The sequence below is a fragment of the Serratia sp. 506_PEND genome, assembly GCF_001076875.1.
Lineage (GTDB): Bacteria > Pseudomonadota > Gammaproteobacteria > Enterobacterales > Enterobacteriaceae > Serratia > Serratia marcescens.
The window spans coordinates 1-24,692 of record NZ_JVEL01000616.1 but is presented as its reverse complement, the minus strand read 5'-3'; the positions used below and the strand labels follow the sequence as shown (position 1 = coordinate 24,692).

General features: G+C 53.5%; 26 protein-coding genes and 5 pseudogenes. 19 read left to right on the top strand and 12 right to left on the bottom strand.

Going from position 1 to position 24,692, the window contains the following annotated elements; genetic code table 11:
- Positions 1-2 precede the first annotated feature (2 nt).
- From ADK28_RS28100 to ADK28_RS28050, 13 genes are all read left to right on the top strand, one after another.
- Complete coding sequence (locus ADK28_RS28100; RefSeq protein WP_048797289.1) at positions 3-386, top strand: hypothetical protein; 384 nt, start codon at positions 3-5, stop codon at positions 384-386.
- Between the two features lie 155 nt (positions 387-541).
- A complete protein-coding gene (locus ADK28_RS28095) occupies positions 542-2,578 on the top strand; it encodes a phage tail tape measure protein (protein WP_048797288.1) in 2,037 nt (678 codons plus the stop codon).
- Entirely contained in the window at positions 2,578-3,897 is a 1,320-nt protein-coding gene (locus tag ADK28_RS28090) for a DNA circularization protein (RefSeq protein WP_048797287.1), read from the top strand. The genes ADK28_RS28095 and ADK28_RS28090 overlap by 1 nt, the downstream gene beginning before the upstream one ends.
- A complete protein-coding gene (locus tag ADK28_RS28085; RefSeq protein ID WP_048797286.1) occupies positions 3,881-4,993 on the top strand; it encodes a phage baseplate assembly protein in 1,113 nt (370 codons plus the stop codon). Before ADK28_RS28090 ends, ADK28_RS28085 begins: the two co-directional genes overlap by 17 nt.
- Positions 4,986-5,651: a phage baseplate assembly protein V gene (locus ADK28_RS28080; protein ID WP_048797285.1), complete on the top strand. Its 666-nt coding sequence runs from the start codon at positions 4,986-4,988 to the stop codon at positions 5,649-5,651. Before ADK28_RS28085 ends, ADK28_RS28080 begins: the two co-directional genes overlap by 8 nt.
- Before the next feature lie 107 nt (positions 5,652-5,758).
- On the top strand, positions 5,759-6,109 hold the full coding sequence (locus tag ADK28_RS28075) for a phage GP46 family protein (RefSeq protein ID WP_048797284.1): 351 nt from the start codon (positions 5,759-5,761) through the stop codon (positions 6,107-6,109).
- 11 nt (positions 6,110-6,120) lie between these two features.
- On the top strand, positions 6,121-7,191 hold the full coding sequence (locus tag ADK28_RS28070; protein ID WP_048797283.1) for a baseplate J/gp47 family protein: 1,071 nt from the start codon (positions 6,121-6,123) through the stop codon (positions 7,189-7,191).
- Positions 7,188-7,775: a YmfQ family protein gene (locus ADK28_RS28065; protein ID WP_048797282.1), complete on the top strand. Its 588-nt coding sequence runs from the start codon at positions 7,188-7,190 to the stop codon at positions 7,773-7,775. The genes ADK28_RS28070 and ADK28_RS28065 overlap by 4 nt, the downstream gene beginning before the upstream one ends.
- Positions 7,772-9,022: a phage tail protein gene (locus tag ADK28_RS29355; RefSeq protein WP_053091655.1), complete on the top strand. Its 1,251-nt coding sequence runs from the start codon at positions 7,772-7,774 to the stop codon at positions 9,020-9,022. The genes ADK28_RS28065 and ADK28_RS29355 overlap by 4 nt, the downstream gene beginning before the upstream one ends.
- Complete coding sequence (locus tag ADK28_RS28055) at positions 9,022-9,648, top strand: tail fiber assembly protein (protein WP_048797281.1); 627 nt, start codon at positions 9,022-9,024, stop codon at positions 9,646-9,648. Before ADK28_RS29355 ends, ADK28_RS28055 begins: the two co-directional genes overlap by 1 nt.
- Positions 9,649-9,690: 42 nt before the next feature.
- Positions 9,691-9,915: a hypothetical protein gene (locus ADK28_RS31935; RefSeq protein ID WP_147882652.1), complete on the top strand. Its 225-nt coding sequence runs from the start codon at positions 9,691-9,693 to the stop codon at positions 9,913-9,915.
- 121 nt (positions 9,916-10,036) lie between these two features.
- Positions 10,037-10,249: a hypothetical protein gene (locus ADK28_RS31930; RefSeq protein ID WP_147882651.1), complete on the top strand. Its 213-nt coding sequence runs from the start codon at positions 10,037-10,039 to the stop codon at positions 10,247-10,249.
- Positions 10,250-10,332: 83 nt separating this feature from the next.
- Positions 10,333-11,094, top strand: coding sequence for a DNA adenine methylase (locus ADK28_RS28050; protein ID WP_048797280.1), 762 nt, complete (start codon positions 10,333-10,335; stop codon positions 11,092-11,094).
- A 199-nt stretch (positions 11,095-11,293) separates the two neighbouring features.
- On the opposite strand, the gene ADK28_RS28045 is transcribed toward ADK28_RS28050, so the two are convergent.
- The gene (locus ADK28_RS28045; RefSeq protein WP_048797318.1) at positions 11,294-11,995 is read right to left on the bottom strand and encodes an RraA family protein; all 702 of its coding nucleotides are present in this window, start codon (positions 11,993-11,995) and stop codon (positions 11,294-11,296) included.
- Positions 11,996-12,738: 743 nt separating this feature from the next.
- Between ADK28_RS28045 and ADK28_RS32345 the strand changes: the two genes are divergently transcribed.
- On the top strand, positions 12,739-12,993 hold the full coding sequence (locus tag ADK28_RS32345) for a hypothetical protein (protein WP_161802738.1): 255 nt from the start codon (positions 12,739-12,741) through the stop codon (positions 12,991-12,993).
- Between the two features lie 278 nt (positions 12,994-13,271).
- Here ADK28_RS32345 and ADK28_RS28035 read toward each other — a convergent pair whose 3' ends face one another.
- From ADK28_RS28035 to ADK28_RS27995, 9 genes are all read right to left on the bottom strand, one after another.
- Positions 13,272-13,934, bottom strand: a complete 663-nt coding sequence (locus ADK28_RS28035) for a DUF2913 family protein (protein ID WP_065426268.1) — start codon at positions 13,932-13,934, stop codon at positions 13,272-13,274.
- A 438-nt stretch (positions 13,935-14,372) separates the two neighbouring features.
- Entirely contained in the window at positions 14,373-14,657 is a 285-nt protein-coding gene (locus tag ADK28_RS28030; protein ID WP_048797278.1) for a type II toxin-antitoxin system mRNA interferase toxin, RelE/StbE family, read from the bottom strand.
- Positions 14,654-15,094: a hypothetical protein gene (locus ADK28_RS28025; RefSeq protein WP_048797277.1), complete on the bottom strand. Its 441-nt coding sequence runs from the start codon at positions 15,092-15,094 to the stop codon at positions 14,654-14,656. Before ADK28_RS28025 ends, ADK28_RS28030 begins: the two co-directional genes overlap by 4 nt.
- Positions 15,095-15,105: 11 nt before the next feature.
- Positions 15,106-15,348: a plasmid partition protein ParG gene (locus ADK28_RS28020; RefSeq protein WP_048797276.1), complete on the bottom strand. Its 243-nt coding sequence runs from the start codon at positions 15,346-15,348 to the stop codon at positions 15,106-15,108.
- On the bottom strand, positions 15,345-15,974 hold the full coding sequence (gene parA, locus ADK28_RS28015; RefSeq protein ID WP_048797275.1) for a ParA family partition ATPase: 630 nt from the start codon (positions 15,972-15,974) through the stop codon (positions 15,345-15,347). The genes ADK28_RS28020 and parA overlap by 4 nt, the downstream gene beginning before the upstream one ends.
- A 172-nt stretch (positions 15,975-16,146) precedes the next feature.
- Positions 16,147-16,911 (bottom strand): tyrosine-type recombinase/integrase, encoded by a 765-nt coding sequence (locus ADK28_RS28010; protein WP_239686287.1) that lies wholly within the window; start codon positions 16,909-16,911, stop codon positions 16,147-16,149.
- A 718-nt stretch (positions 16,912-17,629) separates the two neighbouring features.
- Positions 17,630-18,229, bottom strand: a complete 600-nt coding sequence (locus tag ADK28_RS28005) for a hypothetical protein (protein ID WP_048797273.1) — start codon at positions 18,227-18,229, stop codon at positions 17,630-17,632.
- 169 nt (positions 18,230-18,398) lie between these two features.
- Positions 18,399-19,664, bottom strand: coding sequence for a PEP-utilizing enzyme (locus tag ADK28_RS28000; RefSeq protein ID WP_082172358.1), 1,266 nt, complete (start codon positions 19,662-19,664; stop codon positions 18,399-18,401).
- A 24-nt stretch (positions 19,665-19,688) separates the two neighbouring features.
- The gene (locus ADK28_RS27995) at positions 19,689-20,357 is read right to left on the bottom strand and encodes a PEP/pyruvate-binding domain-containing protein (RefSeq protein WP_048797271.1); all 669 of its coding nucleotides are present in this window, start codon (positions 20,355-20,357) and stop codon (positions 19,689-19,691) included.
- Positions 20,358-21,116: 759 nt separating this feature from the next.
- Here ADK28_RS27995 and ADK28_RS33215 point away from each other — a divergent pair.
- From ADK28_RS33215 to ADK28_RS29350, 4 pseudogenes are all read left to right on the top strand, one after another.
- Positions 21,117-21,330 (top strand): annotated as a pseudogene (locus tag ADK28_RS33215) (phospholipase D-like domain-containing protein); the annotation flags it as partial.
- 189 nt (positions 21,331-21,519) lie between these two features.
- Positions 21,520-21,878 (top strand): annotated as a pseudogene (locus ADK28_RS27985) (transposase); the annotation flags it as partial.
- An 87-nt stretch (positions 21,879-21,965) separates the two neighbouring features.
- A pseudogene (gene tnpA, locus ADK28_RS27980) lies at positions 21,966-22,391 on the top strand (IS66-like element accessory protein TnpA); the annotation flags it as partial.
- 5 nt (positions 22,392-22,396) lie between these two features.
- Positions 22,397-23,007 (top strand): annotated as a pseudogene (locus ADK28_RS29350) (IS3 family transposase); the annotation flags it as partial.
- A gap of 19 nt (positions 23,008-23,026) precedes the next feature.
- Here the strand turns inward: ADK28_RS29350 and ADK28_RS27965 are convergent.
- Together ADK28_RS27965 and parS are read right to left on the bottom strand one after the other, a co-directional pair.
- Entirely contained in the window at positions 23,027-23,497 is a 471-nt protein-coding gene (locus ADK28_RS27965; RefSeq protein WP_048797267.1) for an RES family NAD+ phosphorylase, read from the bottom strand.
- Complete coding sequence (gene parS / locus ADK28_RS27960; RefSeq protein ID WP_048797266.1) at positions 23,494-23,937, bottom strand: type II toxin-antitoxin system Xre/ParS family antitoxin; 444 nt, start codon at positions 23,935-23,937, stop codon at positions 23,494-23,496. Before parS ends, ADK28_RS27965 begins: the two co-directional genes overlap by 4 nt.
- A gap of 206 nt (positions 23,938-24,143) precedes the next feature.
- Here parS and ADK28_RS27955 point away from each other — a divergent pair.
- Positions 24,144-24,692, top strand: a pseudogene (locus tag ADK28_RS27955) (Rpn family recombination-promoting nuclease/putative transposase); the annotation flags it as partial.

Here is a 24,692-nt window from a genome sequence, read left to right as displayed (position 1 = left end):
CAATGAGCAAGTTAACCCATAGCGATAAGCTGCCGTTTGGCATCCTGTATAACGGTGTGCTGCAGCAGGACTTTACCGTCCGCCTGGCCACTGTCGGCGATGAAATCGCCGTCATGGAAGACGGTGTCTCTGATGCCGGTGTCAGCACCGCCGTGATGGCGCGCGTGCTGGTGAAGCTGGGCGACATTCCGCCTGACGAGATAACCTACGAGTTGTTGTGCGACAACCTGATCGCCGACGACTACAACGCCATCAACACCGCGCGGGACGAAGTGAAAAAAAAGCTCAGCGCATTGAGGAGCGCCTCGGCGACTACCGCTTTGCCATTATCCGACTCGGACAATACGGCTACAGCGAAGAGCGCGTCTGCAGGCTTAGCGCTGTAGCGCTCGGTGGGGTGCTCAAGGCCATCAACCGCCTGGAGAACCCCAAAGGCCAGACAGACAAGACCTTTATCAGCCTGCGCCGTCGTCGCCCCAAAAAGCGACGCGGCAAAGGCCAATCGTCACCATCAACCCCGACAGCGTCGCAGGCGTGATCTATGGCACGTGAATTTGATACCGAGATGAAATTCAGCGTGAAGGATGACGCCTCGACGCGCATCCGTTCTGTCGCTGAAGACATGAAACGCATGACCCAGGCACGTGAAATCCTGGGTGTTCGTGCCGAGCGCACCATTCAGCGTGAAATCAGCCAGACCATCGCCGCGTACAACCGCGCGGCCCGTAGTGGCCAGCTCTCTGCCGCCGAGCAAGCCCGTGCCTTTGATCAGATGCAGAGCAAGGTGGCGAAACTTAACCAGGAGCTGGGTAAAACCGAGCGTACCTACACCAGCATGGCCAAGGGGTTTGGTCGCGGCGCTGTCGCCATCGGCGGTGGCCTGATGGCCGGTGCTGCAGTATTGCGCAAACCGGTTGAGCAGCAGATGGACTACAGTCAGCACCTGGCCACCTTGTCCAACTTCGCATTCAGTGATCAGAACTCTGTTGCGGCCAGGATCGCAGGCAAGAAAGAGCTGGATTCGGCCATCCGCAACGCGACCCAAAAAGGCGGCACGCCTGACGAGGCCATTAACGCCCTCGACATTATGCTGCGTTCGGGGACGATGAACCGCCAGCAGGCAGAAAAAGCCCTGCCTGATGTGATGAAAATTGGTGCGGCGACAGAGACGAACGCCAGCGACGTTGCCATGCTGGAGCGCAACGCCTACAACTTTGGTCTCAGCCAAAAAGATACGCCGGTGGCCATGAGCGCCATCACGACGGCGGCGCAGCATGGTAGCCTCGACTTTAAAGTGCTGGCGGCAGAGATGCCTCGTGGCCTGGAGAGTGCAAAATCTGCGGGTTTCACCGGGCGGCGCGGATTTGCGCAGGTGCCCGCCCTGTTTGAAGCGTCTGCCATCGGTGCCGGTTCACCCAATGAGGCGGCGACAAACGCCAACGATCTGTTGGCGGAACTGACCTCCAAGAACCTGGCACACAACGCTAAAAAAATGGTGATCCAGGGGAAAGGTGTCGACATTCAGGCGCTCGAAGAGGCGGATGCCCGCAAGGGATTAACGCCGCTTGATACCGTCAATCACCTGGTGGATACCGCCCTCAAGCATGACGCCAAGTACCAGCGCCTCACGCAGCAACTGTCGACCACCAAAGACCAGACGACCCGAGACCGTATCAACTCGCAGCGCAGCTTGATTGAAGGCACCTATGTGTCGCATCTGTTCCCGAACCAGCAGGCGCGTAACGCCTTCATAAACCTGCGCCGCAACTGGGGCACATTCCAAAAGATGCAGGACGAGCAGCTGCAACAGTTCAATCTGCCGGATGGCCAGCGTTCTGTGGATCTTGATTACGGTGTCCAGCAGCAGGAAAACGCCTTCAAGGTCAACCAGGCTAAAAACTCAGCATTCTATGCGTCGAATGATGCCATGCAACCGGTGGCCAAGGTGCTGGGTGACATTAGCAGCGAGGGGGCGAAGCTGGCGCAGGAGTTTCCGAACTTAGCTGCTGCAGCATCGGGGGCAACAACAGCCATTAAAGCGATGGCGGTGGCGGCAATCGGCTTTAGCGGATTGTCCATGATCATGGGTGGATTGAAAGGTGGAGCGGCTGGAGAAGTTAAGGGGGCTGTTGCTCGGGGAGGTATTTTACGTCGCGTCGGAACGGCGGGAGCCGAATTAGCCAGTGATGCCGGAAAAGGCGCGCTTAAATGGGGAGGAAGATTCCTGCGGGGTGGCGGCCTGTTTGCTGAGGGGTATGCTGCATACCAGGGCGCGCAAGATATGCCGCTATTCCATATCCAGCGTGGTAAAGACCAGGAAGCGGAGGCGCGAGCCAAAGCGGGTCCGTCCGACCCGGAACTGATGAAACTTATGCCAAAACCTGCCGGTGCCCTGGATGTGCTGGACGAAATAAAACAGTGGTTCTCCGGCGGTGACAGTGCGCCGGGTAAAGGGGCGACGGCCCCGGCACCGATTGAGGTCAAAGCCCCGAATGTCAATGTTTCCGTCTTTCTCGATGGGCAGCAGCTTACCGCCAACGTTCAACAGCGCATCGAGCGCGACAGCAGGAGGCAGTGATGACCGACGTTGTACATGATGTGGCGGGCGTGCTGGGCATTGATACCCTAATGCCCGCATCCTATCGCGGGGTGACGTTTGACTGTATCTATACGCGCGATACCCTGGCCAAAGACACCGTGGTCTATGCCTACCCTTACCGCGATGGTGCAGAGGTGGACGACCAGGGCATGAAAGCAATGAACTTTCGCCTGACGGCGATCTTCTTCGGCAACCGGTATCAAACCCAGCTTAAAGCCTTTTTAAAGGCGCTTAAAACCGCCGGGCCGGGCGAACTGGTTCACCCGGTGTACGGCCCCATTCCCCGCGTTCAGTTTCTGGAGGCGGGTGTCGAGCATGAGGTCGAGCCGCTTAATGCCGTCACCGTCGAGTTGGTGTTTATTGAGGCGACCACCGAGCAGGCGCTCTTTGCCGATGCGGTTCAGGACGTTGACAGCTCCGGCCTGGTGGCCACCGCGCAAAAATATTTTGGTGATGCCGTCAATGCGCTCAAGACCGTTCAAGATGACATCGCCCGCGTCAGTAACATTGTGGCCTCGGCGGAGTATGTCGTCCAGTCGCTGGCCACCGAGGTGCAAACCACCATTGGCAGCGCGCTGGACTTTCTGGACTACCCAACGGCGTTTGTCTCCGACATGAGCACGATGCTCTCATCGTTCAGTGCCGCGCTGCCGTTTGGTGTCTCCACCCGGTTGTCTGACTGGAACGCTGTACGCTCAGTCGGCAATGACCTGGCGGGCTTTCCGGGCAAACGCTTCACCGCCCAGCAGACAATGGCCAGCGGCGCGGTGTTTGCCTCAACGCTCAATCGTGCCAGCGTCATGCCACAGGATGACCGCGACCTCATCGACCAGACCATCCGGCTCACGACCGTGGGGGAATGGTGTGACGTGGCCACCGATATTCTGGCAATGGAAAGCGCCGTGCCCAGCCTGTCGGCACGCGATATTGAAAGCATCACCAATGATGTCCGGTCACTGATTAGCGATGCTATCCAGGCACAGCGCACGGTGATGGCCACGGCCCAGACGCAGGCCGTCAACAGCGACACCGCCACGCCGGACTTGCGCACGGGGGCCACCCTGGTCGGCCAATTGCAGACATTGGCCTATGCGCTGCAAAAGCAGGCCCGGTCGCTGATCCTGGCCCGCCCGCCCTTGATCCAGCGCGTGGTGACGCGCCCGTGCAATCTCCATATGCTGGCGTTCGACTGGTACGGCGATGCCGCCAGGGCGGATGAGCTGGTACGCCTGAACCCGGATTTACGCCACCCCAATGCCCTGCAGCAAGGAGACATCCTCAATGCCTTCGCCCAGTGATCCAAATAAGCTGTCATTGCACGTCGGTGGCGTGTCGCACAGCGACTGGCTGGATTTTGACATCGATGCCGACCTGCTGGTACCCGCCGGTGCCTGGGTGGTCTCGCTCGGCATTCAGGCGGGGAAGCTACCCGCCGAGGTGCAGGCCGGAGCACGCGTCGTGCTGCGCGCCGGGGATGATGTGCTGATGACGGGCTTCATCGATGAAATTCAGCATACCGTCAACCGTAATCAGCACACGATTGTGCTCAATGGCCGCGATAACGCCGCCATCCTGGTGGATTGCTCCGCGCCGATATTCACCGCCACTAACATGACGCTGCAGGAAGTGATCACCCAGGTGGTCAGGCCGCTGGGCGCGTTCGCCGTCCGTATTCAGTCGGCGCAAAGCACCGCCGCGAAGAAATTCAGCGTCGAGCCGGGCGAAGGTGCCTGGGATACGCTCAAGAAAGCGGCTGAGGTCTGCGGTCTGTGGCCGTGGGTGGCCGCTGACGGCACGTTGATTATCGGTGGCCCGGATTACAGCGCGCCCCCGGTGGCGCAGCTCACCCTGCTGCAGAGTGGCCAGGGCAATAACCTGCTTGACCTGAGGGTCACGCGGGACATGAGCCGCCGCTATTCCCAGACCACGGTGCTGGGGCAGAGTCACGGCAGCCATTCGCAGGACGGCAAGCGCAACCGTCGCTGCACCGTGCGCGATACCTCCATGACGCTCTATCGTCCGCGCGTCGTCGTGGTGTCTGATGTTGACAGCGATGCCGAGGTGCAGTTCCGCGCGCGCAAGCTGCAGGCCGATGCGCGACTGAGTGGGCTGACTATCACCGCCGAGGTGAAGGGGTTTCGCACCCCCGCCGGGGTGTTGTGGGCACCCGGCCAGCGTGTGAGCATCAAAAGCGACGTGCACGGCATCGATGATGTGTTTTACCTGATGCACCGGCGCTTTCGCGGCGGACGGGGTATGCCGATGACCACGGTGCTCACGCTGCATGAAGATGGGGTATGGCTGCCTGACGCCTTTCCTCGCTCGAAGCGTCAGCGCAAAGGCAAGGGCAAAACGGGACTCTGGACCAGCTGGGAGCAAATCGATAATGGCTGATTTTATTCAGATGATAGAGCGGCGTATCGCCAAGGCACTGCGGGGCATTCGCCTGGCGTTTCGTGCCGAGATCACCCGCATCAACACCACAGGCGGCGTTCAGACGACACAACTGGCGGGGCTGGAAGCGGAAAATCTGGAAGAGGTGGAGATGTTCCAGCATTACGGTCTGACCTCCGTGCCGCCCGAGGGGGCGATGGCGATCGTGCTGCCACTGGGCGGCGATACCACCCACGGCATTATCATCACCACCGAGCACAGCGCCTACCGTCTGCAGGGGCTGGCCAGCGGTGAGGTAGCGCTCTACAGCGATGAAGGCACCAGCGTCGTGCTCCGGCGCGGCAAAATCCTTGAAGCGAACTGCGAGACGTTTAACATGAACTGCAAGAATTTCAACGTGAACGCCACGGAGAAGGCCACCTTCACCACCCCCAATCTGTACGCTACAGGGCAGTTAACCAGTGACGGTCAAATCACCGGTAACGGCGGTATGGCCATCAAGGGCGGTGAAGGCGGTAAAGCCGCCAGCATCGAGGGTAACGTTGAACATACCGGCGGCACGTTCAGCAGCCCCGACATCGAGGTAGGCGGGGTCAAACAAGGTACTCACAAACACAATACGCCGTCCGGGCTTTCCGACGGCCCTGTCAACGGCTAAGATACCCCGGCGGCCAGCGTGCCGCCGTTCCTCCTGCCTTCCGTCACAGTTACCCACTACACCCCCGTCACTGATAACCCCCGCTCGCGGCCCGTACTCTTCTGCTTATGGACGCGATGATTGATAGCCTGACCGGTGACTACACCGGCACACGGTGCACTGACCTGCACAATGCCGTTTACCTGCGACTGGAGACACCACTGGGCAGCTACTGGGCGGCTCCGACGCTGGGTTCCCGGTTGCATGAACTGGCCCGCGCCAAAGATTCGGCGACGACGCGCCGCCTGGCGCAACAGTACACCGAGCAGGCTCTCCAGCCGTTGCTGGATGACGGACGGGCAACGCAGATAGCGGTCACGGTCAACCACCCGCAATCGGGTTGGCTATTGCTCACCATTGATGTGTATCAGGCCAGTGGCGAACCGGTAACATTTACGCACCCGGTCAGGGTCATTTAAACGGGGTTACGATGCCGTACAGCATTCCGTCATTAAGCGACATTGCCAGCACCTTGTTGCGGGATATTCGCAACCAGTTGCCCGATGCCGATACCGGCCCGGACAGCGATTACGCCATCCGCGCCAATTCCATCGCCAGCGCCGTGTCCGGGCTGTATCAGTACCAGTCGTGGATAGTCCGGCAGATTTTCCCCGACACCGCCGACCACGATTACCTCGTGATGCACTGCCGGGTACGTAATATTACACCTAAACAGGCCACACCCGCCGGGGGCAGTGTGATATTCACCGGCACCGCAGGCACGCCATTACCGCAAGGCTTGCAGTTCAGACCCACCGGCAGCAGCCAACTCTATCAAACCACGGTAGCGGCCACGGTCGGCCCAGGCGGCAGCGTAACCGTTGCCGCCGCCTCAACCACGCCCGGCTCGGCCAGTAATGTGCCGGATAACACCTCCGCCACGCTGATGACCACCCCGAGCGGTGTTGATGGTACCGTGACCATCACCAAGATGAGCGGTGGCACCGACGATGAGACCGACGCCTCCCTGCTGGCGCGTCTGCTGGAAGTCATCCGTCGGCCCCCTGCAGGCGGCAACAAATATGATTACCACATGTGGGCGATGTCGGTGAGCGGTGTCACGCAAGCCTATGTGTACCCGCTGCGCCGGGGTTATGGCACGGTGGATGTGGTCATTATTGCCAACAATGACCTGCCGTCTGCAGCCACGCTGCAGGCCGTGCAGGCGTACATTGATGACCAGCGCCCGGTCACAGCCAAAGACACGCTGATATTAGCGCCGACGGAAATTGAAACCGACGTGACTATTCATGTCAGTTTAAGCGAATTATCCCTGGATGATGCCCGCGCACAAATAATCGGCGCCATTACCGATTATTTTAATCGCCTGGCACCGGGTGAAATTGCGGTACGTACACAAATCGGTGCCCTGGTATCGGATATTTCAGGCGTCATTGATTATGTCATCGTGACGCCCACACAAAATATTACCCCGACCGTTGACCAGAATACCGTGCAATGGGTTCGCCCAGGGGTCATTACCGTGGGACTCCTGTCATGAATCAGCAGCAATATGCAGAACTGCTCGGCATTCTGCTGCCCCCGAAAAGTTACGCACCCACCGGGCGGCTGCTGCATGCCGAATTGCAGGCTGAGGGCGACACCCTGGCCAGCGCGGAGGTGCGTGCGGGTGATGTGCTCAACGGTGTCACGCCGTTCTGGGCTGCCGGGCTGCTGGCAGACTGGGAGCGGGTGCTGGCGCTGACTGCCCCTGACTCGATGACCTACCAGGCGCGCCGCCAGCAGGTGCTGGCCAAGCTCAACGCCACCGGCGGCCTGAGTCGGGCGTATTTCATCAATCTGGCCAAGTCAATGGGCTACGACATCACCATCGATGAACCCGAACCCTTTCGGGCGGGTGTGGGTCGTGCCGGTGATCATATCTGGATACCTGAAATTATCTGGGTGTGGATTGTGAATATTCAGGATGGCCAAGTGCCGATTTATCGTTTTCAGGCGGGCAATTCGCTGGCGGGTGAGCGATTGACGACTTACGGCTTGAATCTAATTGAAAATATATTCCGGGATTTAAAACCGGCGCATACCGAAGTGGTATTTAATTATCAGGAGAGCACAGCATCATGAAAGATATTATGCCCAGTATTACTACCGATGACGGGCTATTTCACGATGGCAATCCGGCAACCGGTGAGCAAGGGACAATTGTTTCCGCGTTATGGCTTAATGATGAACAAGGCTGTACGCAAGATATTCAGCAGGAAATGAAAAACGTCCTGGCAAATGCCGGATTTACACCCGACCCAGCCAAACATAATCAGTTACTGCTGGCCATTCAAAAAATTGTCAGTAGTGGTATTAGCACCGATATTAAAGATGCGACCACCACAGTAAAAGGCATCGTGCAGCTCAGCAGCGCGACCAACAGCACCAGCGAAGCCCTGGCTGCTACCTCTAAGGCTCTCAAGGCCGCCTATGACCTGGCAAACGGCAAGATGTCTAAAGGTGACTTTGGTGTGGGGGGCGGACCTGTGGCAAAGACCGACGCCTACAGCAATATCGGGCAGATTTACCGGGTCAATAGCTCCTCTGCCAATAAGCCCCCGGCAACAACAGGCAATGTCTCCGCGGGTGTGGTGTGTTTGCCAATGGATGCATCACCGTCAGCGGGTTATTTTGCTGTTGTTGGTGGCAGTGTCGCGGCGTATGTCGGTTTCTCCGGGGCAGCAGCTGGCGGCATTACCTGGACACGGATTTACACCGACAAATTTCCACAGCCGATTGATAACGATGCGGTATATCCCGTTGGTGCGCCTATCCCCTGGCCGTCAGATACCATACCGAGCGGATTTGCCCTTATGCAGGGGCAGACCTTTGACAAGAGTAAGTATCCCAAGTTGGCTATCGCTTATTCATCTGGCACGCTACCCGATATGCGCGGCTGGACCATCAAAGGTAAGCCAGCGACGGGGCGCGCCGTATTGTCACAAGAAAACGATGGCGTAAAAAGTCATAACCATACCGGTACCGTGTCAAATACCGATCTGGGCACCAAAGCCACCAGTTCGTTTGATTATGGCAGCAAAGCCAGCAATGACTCTGGTGACCACGTACACCAGATGAAGGATTACAACTCCAATACGTCGCTGGATGGCGGCTCGTCAAGCAGGCACAGTATTGATGACAATCGTGGGTTCGCCAACACGGGCATTATGCAAGGGGCAGGAAGTCACGCGCACTGGACGAACATTGGCCCACATGACCACACCACCTACATTGGCCCTCACGGTCATAGCATGACCATCGATGCTTCTGGCAATCCCGAAAACACCGTAAAAAACATCGCATTTAACTACATCGTGAGACTCGCATAATGACAACAGCAAAATATTCACTCGATACCCCGGTGGCCACGCTTGGCGCAACGGGTTTTGCCACGACCGAAGGCTGGGTAACGACGTACAACAGCGACCTGATAACCCGAGAATACGTCGGGGCGCGTGAAGATTATCTCCAGGTTGGTGTGGGGCTGGCCGCAGGCGCTTATGCCGATGCGCCGACATTACCCACAGATCAAAACAAGGCAGTGCGTCGCACCGAAGAGGGTAGCGCGTGGGAAATCGTACCTGACTATCGCGGGAAGACCGCCTACAGCACCGATACCGGCCAGCCGCAGCCCGTCATCGATATGGGCGACCTACCGCCGATGTTGACGCTGCTGGCCCCACAGACACCCTACGACAAATGGGACGGCACACAGTGGGTTACGGACAAAGAGGCCCAGCACGCAGCAGAGGTCGCGGCAGCTGAAGCAAAACTGTCTCAACTGCTCGATGAGGCAGACGACGTGATTATGCGCCTGACGCGTGCAGTGAAGTACAACATGGCCACCGACGAAGAGAAAGCCCAGCTTGAGTCCTGGGAGCGCTATAGCGTTCTGTTGCAACGTATAAATACGGGAGATGCACCGAGCATTGACTGGCCTGATTTTCCAGAATAATAAAAAACCCGCGATTATTCGCGGGTGATTTTAGGCTCCCTGGTGTTGGTGAGCGTTTATGCTTTCTTTTTCCGTCCAATGAATATGGCGCGGGAGAATTTAAAAATACTGCTTATTGTTTTTTTCAACGGTGATGCAGGTTTGCATTTATCACAATACCCAGGCTCGCCATTTGACCATGCGGATTTATCATCAATCCAGAGTCCGCATGTTTTACAAAACACCATATTCACGCTGGTTATCCTTGGGGTTATTGATGTTGCATGACCGTACCGAAGGGTGGTGTCGCCTTTCAAATTGTTAGTGACGATCAATTATGTCTTATTGATCGTTTTAAACGATCGTTACTGGTTTCATTGTCAATAACGAACATTTCGGAGAATAAATTATGCAGGTAAAACAATTTCAGATTGCGCGCGTCTACGATAACGGTCATTTCATTGGACTTGGTGTAGCGGTAGATGGCGTATTACTTGATGGCTCTACTGCGGCAATGTTATCGACGACACCTAGCGAACCGGCAAAACTCAGTGTTGAGTTTGTTTTGGGGGTAAATGGTCGTGATGAGTTAGGGGATAGCATCAGAATCGATGTTAACTAACACTATCCCTTGAGACGATAACACGGCGTTCCGCCCTGTGAGCATTATTGGCTACTGTTATTCAAGTTAACAGAGGTGATTTTATGGCTGGCACATTAGTTCCATGGGTGGGCGGCAAGCGTAAGCTGGCCCGTCAAATTCTTCCGTTATTCCCCAAACATACCTGCTACGTTGAGCCATTTTGCGGTGGTGCGGCGCTTTTCTTCAGCAAGGACCCATCAAAGGTCGAGGTGATTAACGACATCAACGGCGAACTGATTAACCTGTATCGCGTTGTTAAACATCACCTGGAGGAGTTTGTTCGGCAGTTTAAATGGGCGTTAAGCAGCCGTCAGATATTTGAATGGGAAAAGATGACCGTGTCGGAAACCTTGACCGATATTCAACGCGCAGCACGCTTCTATTACCTGCAGAACATGGCCTTTGGTGCCAAAGTCGATAGGCAGACGTTTGGCACATCCACGACTAACGCACCGCGCCTCAACCTGCTGCGCCTGGAGGAATCCTTATCAGCGGCTCACCTGCGCCTCTCCGGCACATTGATTGAACATCTGGACTGGATGAGCTGTATCAGGAAGTACGATCGCCCACACACGCTGTTTTACCTTGATCCGCCGTATTGGGGTACGCAGGGCTATGGTGTCGAGTTCGGTCTGGAGCAATACAGCCTGATGGCCGAACTGGCCATGTCCATAAAAGGCAAGATGATCATCTCAGTAAACGACATCCCGGAGATGCGTAAAGCGTTTGAGGGGTTGCAGATTACCACTGCGGGGGTGACTTACAGTCTCGGTGACAATCGACAGCGGGCTAGTGAATTGATCGTTAGCAACATTTGCGATTGATTTCGCACAGTGCAAAATCGCAGTTTTTCGGGTCTCTACGCAGTGCGGAATTCTCTGTAAAACAGTGCAGAAAATTCCGCCGCGCTACACTTCCTGATGATTTTGATGCAGCCAGAAATGCGCGGCTTTTTCGCAGTTTGTTCCCGCAGGACCCAGAGTGTGAACAGTGATCATTGTTGACCTCAATAACAGATACGCGTTAGATACGCCCGGTAACATCAATCAATGCCGGCAGTCGCTCTCCAGCTTTTATTTTTTCAAGCATGCAATGTTCCGTGTTGTCAATGGCTAATGCTTGTTGCATCACCTGACTGATGACCGCAACTGGAATGATCGCAACCCCGTTGTTATCGGCGACAATCAAATCTCCGGTGTACACGGTAACGTGATCGATCAGGCACTGTGTGCCGGTTTCTTGCACCAGGTAAGTGCCCTGAGTATCTGTCGGTATCGGGTTAGTCGCCAATACCGGCATTTTCAGCATTTTCAACTCCCTCATATCACGAACCGCGCCGCCTAAAATGACGCCTGCAAACCCCATTTTCTCAAAATAGGTACAACTCATCCCCCCCGCTAACGCGGCTTCAGTGATAAGTTCCCCTCCTCCCGCCACATAAACCAGCCCATCTGCATTCTCCAGTTCAGGCACCAGGAATGCCCCAACCTGAGCCCAGGTTGAGGGTTGGGATTGCTGAATGTCCTTGCCTTTTCGTACTTTTTTCCAACTCACAGTGTAAGCTTGCGCGACAAAGTAGGGATCAGTGCAGTTAATTGTTTGCACTCTGGATGTCAATACACTCCCTGTACCCAAGCCATCAAGGATATCCACCAGAGTAGGAGTGCCTATTCTCCTCTCTTTGAACTCCAACAGGATTTTTTGCGGTATTTTTTCGAAAGTCATTACAGCCTCCATTAGGCTATTGCTTATGGCAGAACGATGCGCCAGGATTGCCTTATTAATAAAATCGTTTCTACGCTTACCATTTAATTAAATACCCATTTAAAATTAATGGGTCCATTCGCCGGGTTGGATATTTTAAAATAGTTGTTGCTTTAAAATTAGCAATACCCCCACGAAATTATTATTAATTAGCACGAATGTAATTAGCGTGAAAATTAATAAAGGGAACCTATGCGAATGTCCAGGTGATTGATTTTTTTGAGTGGTTATATTCCCAGAGATTAATTTATGTCACTTTCAGACATCATGCTTAACGCTAAAGAAGCATCACTTTGGGTATTGCTCAAACGAAATTCTCGGCTATAGAAGACCAAACGGCGGTCAGTAGAATCGGATACGTCATCTGAAATGTTAGCTTTTAATAAAACTGCACACGAGCCGATGCGTGACACATTAATTATAAAAACAATGCATTACCTGACTTGCGGAGCCGCACAGAGTTCTCCGGCATGGTTTTGGGCCCATCTCCCTTCCTCAATATCTGCGGTTTGCCACCGCCGCCGCGAGTTCATTTTCGATAACATCCCCCTGTTCAGGTCGGTGCAAAGGTTGTAATAACTTACCCTATTAAAATTATCGAGAAAGGAGACGACAACCCAGTACCGCTGTTTGGCGGCTTTACCGACGGGGTGGCATTCGGCGTGGTATGCCGCCGGGCTGCCGCAACACGAGGAGATAACACGATGGTAAAAGACAACACTGCCGAGGTGCTGGAGCCGGCCGGGCAGACTGAAGTTAACGGCGAAGGCAAGGTGAAAGGAATTAAAAAAGGGAGTCGTCCAACGCCTCAGGCCGGGCAGGGAGCTGTGCGCACTGCTCAGGCATCGGGCTCAGGTCGCCATACCCAGGTGCTTCCGCCGAAACGTACACTTCCCACCGTCTGCTCCCAGGTTTCTGTTTCGACCAGCTTCGCCCTGACTGACAAGAAATCGGTGTGACTCAGTATGGTCTCCCCCGTATCACCCGGGGTTTCCAGCACATAGCCGTCAGCCAGCACGGAGGTGTCCTGACGGAGGCTCCGCGCCGCACGCCGGTAAAAACTTTTAATACGCCCGCCGTTTTGCAGGGCCGAAAAAAGCGTGTTTTCGGGTATACGCATAGCTTATCCTGATGAGAGTGAACGGGGAGGGGAATATCGCCCGGGGGCCTCTTGCCATTTTTCATGCCGTGCAACCTCGCCTGTGACGCGGAGCAGCCAGCGGGTGCCTCCTCCTTTTTACCCATCCCCCGGTTCATCGTCAATCTCCCCCCGCCCCTGAAGACACTCATGATCATGCCGCAGACATGGCACCGCAAAGACAGAAAACCCTCGCTCACCCGTTTGTTGTACCACCGGTAATGCGCATTGAGCGAACAATGCCGGCACGCTGCTCACATCGCCGGTGAATCGTAAGAAAAGCGGACGGATCAGCGTTTGCTTGTCGTCAAAACAGGATGACAGGGCCTGTTTACGGGTATACACCGCCGCCACCTGTCCGCCCCCGGCCTGCGCCGTGTTCCATTCATGCTCAGACACCAGGTTATCTTCCCAGCCCCCGTTTTTCAGGGTTTCAATCGCATAGGTGAAGCGGAACAGATCGCTCTGCGATGCCAGCGTGCCTGCACTGGAGCGGTAGATATAGTCAACCTTGCCCCGCAGATTGGCACGCATCCCGTAAAGGTTGCCCTGCGCCTGCAGCCAGAGCATGTCCGGCGCCACCGCGCGTGGGAACAGTTTGCGCTTTTGGGCGGTGGCCAGCCAACGCATGATGAACAGGTGTTGTTGCAGCGCGGACGTGGCCCGCCCGTCATGCTGCGCCAAACGTAAAGCGACCAGCAGGCACCATGCCAGATGAGCGAGTTCCGCCGTCGGGCGTTTTTGATAGGCCGGTGTTGCCAATGGGTAGCCTCCTTAACGAGGGGGGAATGACGCTTGACTCATAACCGGACAGCATGTCACGTCATCAGCGATAACCGCAAGTCGATAACCACCCATTCTGGGGGACAAACAGAGGAAAACCCCATTTAACGGCCCGGGCGGATCCTGTCCCCAGCCGCATCCCTGTACGCTCCTTGCCGCGAACGCTAGGCGTAACATCGGCAAGGGTGAGGCGGTTTTCAACATTGAGCGCCGGCGCAAAGCGGCACACCTCAGGGCGGTCCATGGCGATGTGCAGCCCCTGGCGGGCCGCCCGGGTTATACGGACTCTGCTGCTGTATTTAATGAAATATGATTTTCATTAAATACAGATAATCGTAATGATAGCTTTTCAGAGGGCCAGGTGAAGAACCCTCGAAAATGACGCGTGGAGGGTTCTCTCGCCGGAACCGAAAGGTGTCACTTGGTTGGCGGCCATGGCTGAGCGGCATGAAGTACACGCAGTACGACCAATGTATCGCTCTCATCGTCAATGTGAAAAACCATCACATAGTTCGGACGTACGACGATTTCGCGGGTGCCCCGCACGCGGCCTGCTTTGTAGCGTTGCGGGTTTCGTGCTGCGATCTCAATCTTGGCTTTGAAATCCTCATCCAGCTTAAGTGCCGCACGGGGGGCCTGCGCAATGTATTCAACGATGTTTTCCCGGTCAGCTTCGGCCATCGGGCGCCAGACAATTTTCATCTGCTTCCCAGGCATTTGCGCAAGGCTTCACGTTTTTCGGCAACCCGGGCTTCCACGTCCTCATGGGGAATGTCAGGGCGCGGATCATCGATGCTGGCCTGGATCTGTTCACGGAACCAGGCATCATAGGCGGCGGCTTCATGTGCTCGTTTCAGGGCTTCGGCGCGATCGGGACGCCGGGCGGTAGTGATGGCGTCGGGGGTATAGTTCGACGAATCCACATCGGAACGGGCAATGCCAATGTCCTTCAGGTACGACACCCGTGTTTCAAAACGGCGGAAGAGCCGCACATTGCGACTGCGCTGTGCGGCCAGCGAACGCTCCAGCATCCCGTACTGGACCATGATGGCCCATCCGCCCGGCTGACCGACGATGTGTGCCCCCCGGACGGCACCGGCTTCGACCAGGCGGGACAGCGTTGCATAATCGTAAAACATTAAATACAGAATTACTCTTTTCCGTATTTGTTATACAACAGCTCGCGCACCTCATCGGCGATCTTGCTCCCTCTCAGGGCACAGGCAGACTTGATGGCTTTATGCAGACTTTCCGGGATATCAATCGTGAGTCGCTTCATTTTCTCGCGCGGCTGCAGGTGCGCGTCTTCGACTGTGCGACTTTCCACCCAGGCATCCGCGCTGGGGGCAGGTTTTGTTGGCCTGGCCCCGAAAGTCACTTTTTTCCCACTCATACTCGTAGCTCCAACATCTCGTTAACCAGGGCGCCGATTTCTTTGGCCGCCGCCGAATCCGGCTCCAGCTCGAACACGGCTTTACCAACGGCCGCCGCTTCAGCGAATATCACGCGCTGTGACACCGTGGCTCGTAGCACCGGTGTGTCATACGTCGACAGCGCCTCGCCGACATCGCGGCCTATCGCAGTATTTACGATTTTACGATTAACCGCAAATACAGATTTGAGGTTTTCTTTATAAATTTTGGCTTCCTGGATCAGCGTGACCACGTCTTGTGCCGCCCAGACGTCATACGGACTGGGTTGTACGGGGATCACGACCAGGTCTGCCGCCATAATGGCGGAACGGGCCAGATCCGTGACGCGGGGCGGGCCATCGATGATGATGTGGTCATAATCCTGGATGAACGTGCCGATCTCTTTGTGCAGTGTGGCGCGCGGCAATCCCAGCACCGGGAACGCGGACGCCGCTTCCCGTGCTGCCGCCCAGTCCAGGGCGCTGCCCTGAGGATCTGCATCCAACAGCAATACGCGCGCGCCATCCGCGGCCAGGCGGGCGGCAATATTGACGCTGAGCGTGGTTTTGCCGACGCCCCCTTTCTGGTTCAGTACAGAGATGATCATCAGGCTCTCCTGGTAAAGGTTGTTACGATTTTCAGTAAAATCGCATTTCTGCAAACTAACAACTACGATCCAAATGCAGTGTATGCATAAGCAAGGATACGGTCAATACTGAAATCATCAAATACGCTTTTCCGTAAAATCGTATTTTAGATGTAGTGTAAAACCAAAAAGGTTATATTATGGAGGGGCGCGACAGTAACCGTCGTGCCTCCTCAACCGGCAGGGAGAACGCCAGATCCGGCGTGACGTCCAGTGCAAAGATCTTCGTATATACCTCGGTATTTTCCAGCCGCTTGTGGCCCATCAGCGCCTGCACCTGCTTAATGTGCACACCGTTCATCAGCAGGTGTACCGCGTAGCTGTGCCGAAACGTGTGTGGCGTTATCGGCCGCACCGAAAAAGTCACGCCGTCCTGGGCGGCCCGGCCGACCGCCGCCCGCAACCAGTTGCGTGGGGTTTCCGGGCTGGCCACATCCCACATCGGTGTCGCCCGGCGGGTCAGCAGTTTGAACGTCGCAAAATAACCCTGCAGCCGGCGCACATACCCCGCATCCGGCAGCGGCACCGCCCGAAACGGGGCCTCCCACCGCTGCTGCTCTTCCTTGGTTGGCCGCCGGCGCGGGCGAGGGGCGCGTTGCTTCAGGGTGCGCAGCCGGACAAACGGCAGGTCGCCGTTGAAGAACACATCCCCCGGCGTCAGCGCCAGGGCTTCATTGATGCGGGCGCCGGTGTTCCACAGGGTTTCGATCAGCATGCGCTGGCGCAGATCGGGCAGGTAGTCGAGCAGCACCGCAATTTCGGGCGCCAGCAGGTAGCGGGGCACATCCAGTGAAGCGGCAAGGGCCATTTCGCGCAGCCGGACGGCGCGCGCGAAGCCGCCGGGCAAACCGATCGCGCTACGTGAAATCTGTTCCATCTCGAGGGGGATGATACTCAATTTTTCATTCTCCGCACGCTGTGCACTTTTCGGCCTTCAAAGGCCATCCTCTGCCCGAATCGGGCCAGGGTTCGGCCCTCAGATCACTATTGTGCCGCGTCAGCCCCGGCGCCGTGAAGCCGAATAAATCGGTGATCGGTCAGGACAGCATCGCATAAAAATTGGGGAAAAAACGAAATCTGCGTAAAAAACGCATCCTCTACCGACGCCTGTTTACACTGGCTCGGCGGAAAAAAACCGAAGGTAAGCACCAACCCTCTGTTATCACAGGGTAAATCGGACGAGCACCGCCCGGACAGAGCGGTTGGGGAGTCTGGTGGTAAAGCCCAATCGGCAAGGACATCACGACAACAGGTTTAATAATTGACGGTGTCACAATAATAATTTGATATTTTGCTTATTTGTCCGTTTACGTATTTTGGGTTTTGCATCTTATTTACCCGTACACCGTGGCTATCAATGGAGATCCCCCATGCGTCCTGCCTTGTTTGGATCTGAGCAGAGGCCAGGCCCTCCAGACGGAAGGCCGTAGTGTCACCGGATTGTGCAGCGCAGCCAGGTTAGGGACGGTAACCCGCTCCGATCGGCGCTTATTCATTTTCGCTATCGGATCTGACCTCCGCGCGCCTGCTGAAACAGCAGGCGCGGCAAAGCGAACATCGCATTGGCCGGGATAGCGGTCCGCAGGTTTCACGTCAGTGGCGCGATTTTATAATGATTAGTGCTCATCTCTTGATGCACACTCACAATTATTCCCGTTTTTTTCACTTTTGATTGAAAGTACGGATTGTCGCTCAGATAACAAATGCGTGATCGCGCCCCCAATGGCCGCAGAGACCAACGCCAGTGCATCTTTCGGAAGGTTAATAGCTCCCCATGTCAACCCACCAATTAGCAAGAGTACAAAAAGTATATTATATCGAGAAATGCCAAGCTTTATCGACTTTATTATTTCACTGTTATCAGTTAATTCCTCTACGGACTTTATGCTCTGAAACTTTTTTATGGTCTCTCTTGTTTCAAGATAGTGTAACTCGGCCCGTTTTAGACTTTTTATAGAGTCAGCGGTTGTTAATGTTTCGTTTATTTCAGTTGTAATGTAATTTATTTCCGCACCCGGCTTACCCAGCACTTCGGCACTGAGTGCATTCTCTGCTAATTCGGAAAAGAGGTGAGAGTAACTGCCAATGTTGTCGCTTTTGTTTTCCTTAATAGCATTAAATAATGTTGGGCAGTATTTTTTATACATTTCTTCTGCCGAGTTTTTTGTTTCGTTTTCTTTTTTTGCATTGTTGTCAATGCTTGGGTTTTCGCTCATGGTAAACCTCGGTGTTAGTGGTTTTCAACCCGGTTTTTATTGTGTTATTTGTGCTCTGCAGTAGTGTATTGATTATGGGTAAGTAATGCTCTCCATCGTGTCTGACTGGTCGCAATGGAATATGTCTGTAATTATTTATGCAGTGTATTTATACTGCCATGGTGTCATGTTACCCCTCAGGTGTTGATTTGTCATAACTGACTCGACCATCGGGCCACATAATGATGCGGTCCCCGTCTTGAAGCGTGTCCGTAGCGACTTTGGTGCCAACAATACAGGGGATGTCATATTCCCTGGCGATAATGCAGGCGTGTGATAATATTCCACCTTCGTTCGTTATAATTCCCTTTCCTTTTCGTAGCAATGTGATCATGTTGGGTTGGGTCATTTCAGTGACAATGATTTTATTTTGATAACAAGAAACATCAGTTAGTTCGGTATAGTCGATTTTTTTTACTGTACCGCAGACTTTTTGTTGTATTGTTGTTGTACCACGTAATACTGCCTCATCTGGGTAGAGCGGCTCAGGTGTGTGCTCAGTAAAAAAATGACCAAACGATATTTCTGGTGTTAAGTTTACATCTTTTTTTCGTTTCATGAGGACACCATTCTTTCGCTTTGTTTTCTCTTCTTTTGTTAATGTTACCCCATTTTCTATTAATGCTATGATATCTTCTAGTAAGTAGTAGTTATATAAGTCTTCCTGTTTCTCTGCAAACTCATCAGAAATCCACTCCATAATACCCATCATATAATAGTAAGTTCCTGCCCATCTTTTTTTAACCTCCATTCGTTCGGTCGATAGTGTCAGTAAGTAATTAATGAGGGGAGCAGCTTGTCCTTCGGGAAGTGACGCAGGACTGGACTTGACTTTTTTTATCTTTGTGTTCACTCGGTTGGCAAGCATAACTTTAACGCTTCTTAATAAGTCCTTTCTTGTCACATGGTTTATGGCGAGATAAGGGTATTTCTCTATGTGCCTGATGATGTGTTCTTCATTGTCCTGATTTACCTTCATCAAATCATCTTGCTCCTGATGCATCAGATCATGACAATTTAATAATGTGTTTAACCTGTCCGTTGATAGTAACAACGCCAGTTGCCTTTCAATGATATCGGTGACGATGGGTTCAGAACGCATATAACAGTGTATGAAATGACAATATCGTTCTGACAGATAACGTAAATACGCAATGGCATCAACGTTTGAAGATATGGGGGAATCCATAGGGGAAATATCTTCTAGAGCTTGAGGCTGGGGTAGGGTGCCGATTTTCTGAGAAACATATTTTAAAGCGGAAACATGATCTTTCAAACCAATGTAGCAGTGAAAAACGCCTTTTTTATCTCGAGAGTAAATAATTTCCTGATGAGTATAGATCCCTTCATTTTTGTTCTTTTGATCGTGGCAACGAGCGCCAAAGGCCAACGCCATTGCCCAAAGAGGTTCGCGTGTCGACTAGGCATATTGATAACATTGTGAGGGAATGACGGTAATGGGACGGCACTGTAATATCCAAATCTTGCCAGAGTGATCTATGCACCACTCAACGTCAACAGGCATCCCAAAAAGAAGTTCAAGCTGAATAATGTATTCCACGAGTTTGTGAGGGATTTCTTTATGGTGACAAACTTCGTTTTTCTTGACAACCAAACTTTTTGGTATTATACGCCCAGCAACAACATCGTCACAAGGACCATGTCCATACTCCATGTAAATATCGTCCATTCCGTTTTTTGGATTGATTGAATAAGCTACGCCAGATAACATTGCGTGAATGTATTGCTGTATGATTACGGGTATTTTCCCCTCTTTGTCTGCCTGTTGCCTGACAATTTTTATTGCAATCTGTATTCTTTGCAATGGGATGTTCAACTTGGTCTTATAAAACCCCGCCCCTGATTTTGTTTCCCCATCCTCTTTGTTTGAACTTGACCGGACAGAAACACTGCCTTTAACGATATATGTATTGTACCAATTGATGATCTCTTTTATTGACGGGGTTTCATTGAAAAGAATGACGAATCCCTCCGGGATCGGAAGGCCTGCAATTTTCATTTTAGTGAGGTTGTATGCTTTGTTTCCAAGCACATGCCTGTCGATCAGTATATGAAAGTTGTTGGGCATAGCGGTTCCTTGTAAAAGATAATGTTATTTTCATTTTTTTTAGTCGGAAAGTGGAGGCAATTAGCTGCCCCGCATGTTGGGTGAAAATAGCCGTGTGCCTGAATAAATATTACTGTGCCGCTGCGTTTGTATCTGTTCGTCAATGAGGCCGTTATCTTAGTATTGGTTTAATTAAACCGCCATATTTAATTTTGGGTTGTTTACCGAATGTTGAGGTATGTAACCCCAAAGCCTGGGCGTCATCACGTCGGTGACACCGCCGTGCCGGCCTCCGGTCCGACGCTACAGCTCCCTACTGGACGGTCACGCGTGCGCCGTAATCACCTGACCGTCCCGGGAGGAGAGGGGCGGACGTTATCTGGACGACCGGTACCCACACGTCGCTGTTTGGCTGCGCGCAATACCATGTAAGGCACCGCGACGTGCAGACGAAAATCGCGCCGCCGCAGCGCCGGGGCTACATTGATACGTGCCGGGTATTCCACAGCAGATTGAACAGGGTATGCCGGTGCCAGTTTTGCTCATAATGCAGCAGCGCGCGGGTTCCTGCATTGAACGGGGAAAGCGGGGCTGTCTGGGCAGGGAGATCTGTCCGAGTTATCCACAGAAATTGGGGATAACTCGGTATCCCGACCCAGCAATGATGATCCATATGCTGGACGACCCAGATGGTATTGATGAAAAGACCGGTAAGGATTGAAGGTGAGGTGAGTTATCGCCAGGATGGCCAGCCCGGTGCATCTCTAAATACTATTCACATACCAGCGTGAGCTGCTGCAGGCAGGCGTCGAACTGTTCGAGCTGAAGCTGCGCGCCGGACAACCGACGGAGCTCAAGCTGTTGGGGCTGTCCGGCGCGTCGCTGCATGCGAAAACCTTCTCCATCGACGACAAACGGGTAGTTTATCGGCTCGTTCAATTTCGCTCCATGCTCGGCGCCCCTGAACTGCGAAATGGGATTCTTGATCGGCAGCCCGCCAACTGTTTGATGGCCCGCGAGAGTACGCGACCTACCGGCCAGTATTGACGTCCGAGGGTAAATTGGTTTGGAAATAAACCTTCGAGACAGTCACACAGAGGTGTACCAGCAAGAACCCTCGGCTGGGTAAATGAACCGCACCGGGAATCTTGGAGACTAAACTCTTAGTGAAAGGAGATCCAAGATGACATCAAAATCAGCAAACCGTTATCCAGCCGAACTGCGTGAGCGCGCAGTAAGAATGCTTCTGGAGCAGCGTGCCCAATATAAATCTGAACACGCAGCTTTCAACTCCATCGCCCCTAAAATTGGGTGTAACCCCGACACACTAAAGGCCTGGGTCCGCCAGCTTGAATGTGACTCTGGCTCCAAAGTCAGTGAGAACAGCCTGACAACCCCTGAACGCCAACGATTGAAAGAGTTGGAACGTGAGAACAAGGAATTGCGACGCAGCAACGATATTCTGCGTCAGGCGTCAGCCTATTTTGCGCTGGCGGAGTTCGACCGCTACTGGAAAAGATAATGCCGTTAATAGACAGTCTGAGTGTAAGCGGCTCATTTAGACCGTCTGTCGCTATTCCTCCGGTTCAGGGAAAATAATGTCCATCATTTATAATGGACATTATCGCCATGAAATATCGGACCCTGCTCTTCGACGCACTGCGCTTACATTTTGATGAACACCTGTCCAGACTCGACGTCGGTCGGCGGCTTGGGATCCCCAAAAGCACCATCTGCGATCTCTTTGTTCGCTTCAACAAGCAGGGAGTTAGCTGGCCGCTGCCTGACCGCATGACCTCCGATAAGCTTGAATCACTGCTCTATCCTGCACGTATCACGGCAGACATAATCGAGATCACTGACATCCCAGAGCCAGCTTTGGTGGAAGAGCCCGTTGCGCGCAAGCGGCCGCGCCGCCCTAATTTTCCACATGAGTTTAAAATCACTCTGGCCGAAAAATCACTGCAACCTGGCGCCAATGTGGCACAACTGGCGCGGGAACACGGCATTAACGACAACCTGTTGTTTAACTGGCGCAACCTTTATAAGCGAGGACTGCTATAGACAGTCTGAGTAACCGGCACGGGGTCGAGTCGGTATGCCAGGAGTTGGCTATTGCCACATCAACATTTTACTGGCACAGGTAGCGGCTCCAGCGTCCAGAAACGCGATGTGATCGTGATAAACGGGACAATGAGCTCTGTGTAGAAATACAGCGTATTTACGTGGAGAACAAGCAGGTCTACGGCGTGCGGAAGGTCTGGCGCCAGTTAACACGAGATAGTATCAAGGTTGCAAGGTGCACCGTAGAGCGTCTCATGAAAACGTTGGGCTTAGAGGGGTTACTCGTGGAAAAGGCGTGAAAACGGCCCGTAGCGGCGAAGTGCGGTGCACAACAGACGATCTGGTAAACCGTCAGTTCGTTGCAGAGCGGCCAAACCAGCTGTGGGTGGCCGATTTTACTTATGTCAGCACCTGGCAGGGCTTCGCTTATGTCGCGTTCATTATTGATGTGTTCGCGGGCGTTATTGTAGGGTGGCGGGTGTCATCAACAATGGAAACCTCGCTGGTTCTGGATGCACTAGAACAAGCTCTGTGGGCCAGAAGACCGAGCAGTGGCGTCATCCATCATAGCGATCGCGGGTCTCAGTATGTGTCATTGGCCTACACCCCATAACCATTCATATACGTTATTTACGATCAGATTTTAGCCGACTATCAAACTGGAACGGAATAGCCTCAGCCTTCTGAATGACCCCGTAAAAATCCGGGTGTTCAGGATTTAACAGGTAGTTATATTCCACTGGCGATAGAGCACTAGGGACACGCAGTGCTATCGAATCTTTGGAAAAGCACCAAGCATCCCCGTATACGGTCAGTTCTGGCGGAGCGTCTTCATCAGCCCAGTTATCAGGCAGCTCATCCTTATCAGCGCTCTGAATCTGGTCATCTGGCACATTAATGCGCAATAAAGTGAAATACTCCAGAATCTGAGCCGCATGCAGATGAACCAGTGTCTCCAGCATGGTAAGCGATGCTGTTTCTGATACATAAACCATCGGGACGCCAACACTATTCCATCGACCTCCAGCTTCCTTTGCTCCGTATCCCGTCCAGGCTGTAGAAAGATATTTTGTCTTTGTCAGCCGATAGAGGATCAAGAGTACACCCCATGCTCCAGACGTGTGATCAATTTAATGACCTCATAAGCCCCAGTTTCTGATGCCATCAGTTCTGCCGGGACTTTCCAACTTAGCGCCCTGTTTGGCTCATTCAACCATTTTTGAGCCTCTTCCTTATCACCTTCAAACAACTCTACCGCCCGATCAATAACGCGGATAATGCGAACCAGTCGTTCGCTTTGCTCGGAATTGAATCGCGCTTTCACACTGCGACTAAACGTCGTTGACGGAATGCCGGACATTTTGCGCAGATCGTTTTGTGTTATCTTCGCCCAGTCAACGATCAGGTTAGCAACCTTGCCATCAAGACCTTCGCTAATCTGCCCCAGCAGCGCCACACCATCTGAATTGTTTAACCCTGCCACCTGCCATAAACGGGGTGGTCTGACCTGAGTTGTGGATAAGCTAAATGTTTTCATAACTCCTCCATTTGGAGATTTTAGTATAACCATTTGGTTGGTTGAGCGCAAATATTAGCCTCTTGACCTTCATTTGGGTTTTGTTACTCCCCAAACCCCTTGCTCTACTTTGCGATGTTTTTTTATGCGGAGTATTTGAAACCAAAAACTTCGTTAACTTATATGAGGGATGTTGTGAACTTCACATAATCATTCGCTTTTCATAAGAACACCAGAGTTCCCCTGAAAAAAACATGGCCTTCAGAATGTTACGATACGCCGTGGCCGCCATGCAGCGGCACCTGGACGCCGGGCACAAAACCCTGCCGCTGGTCATCCCTGTCCTGTTCTATACCGGCAAACGCAGCCCGTACCCTTACTCCACCAACTGGCTGCAGGAGTTTGATGACCCCACACTGGCGGAAAAACTGTACACCGGCGATTTTCCGCTGGTTGATGTGACGGTCATTCCCGACGAAGAGATTATGGGTCACCGCAGCATGGCCGCACTGACCCTGCTGCAGAAACATATTCGCCGGCGCGACCTGGCCGAACTGACCGACAGGCTGTCCGCCATTCTGCTGACCGGCTATCTCTCTTCGCCGCAGGTGATTTCGCTGATACACTATATTATCCAGGCCGGTGAATCGGCGAATGCGCAGGCATTTGTTCGCGAACTGGCCCTGCGGGTTCCGCAACACGAGGAGGAACTGATGACCATCGCACAACAGCTAGAACAAAAAGGTATCGAGAAGGGTATCGAACAGGGTATCCAG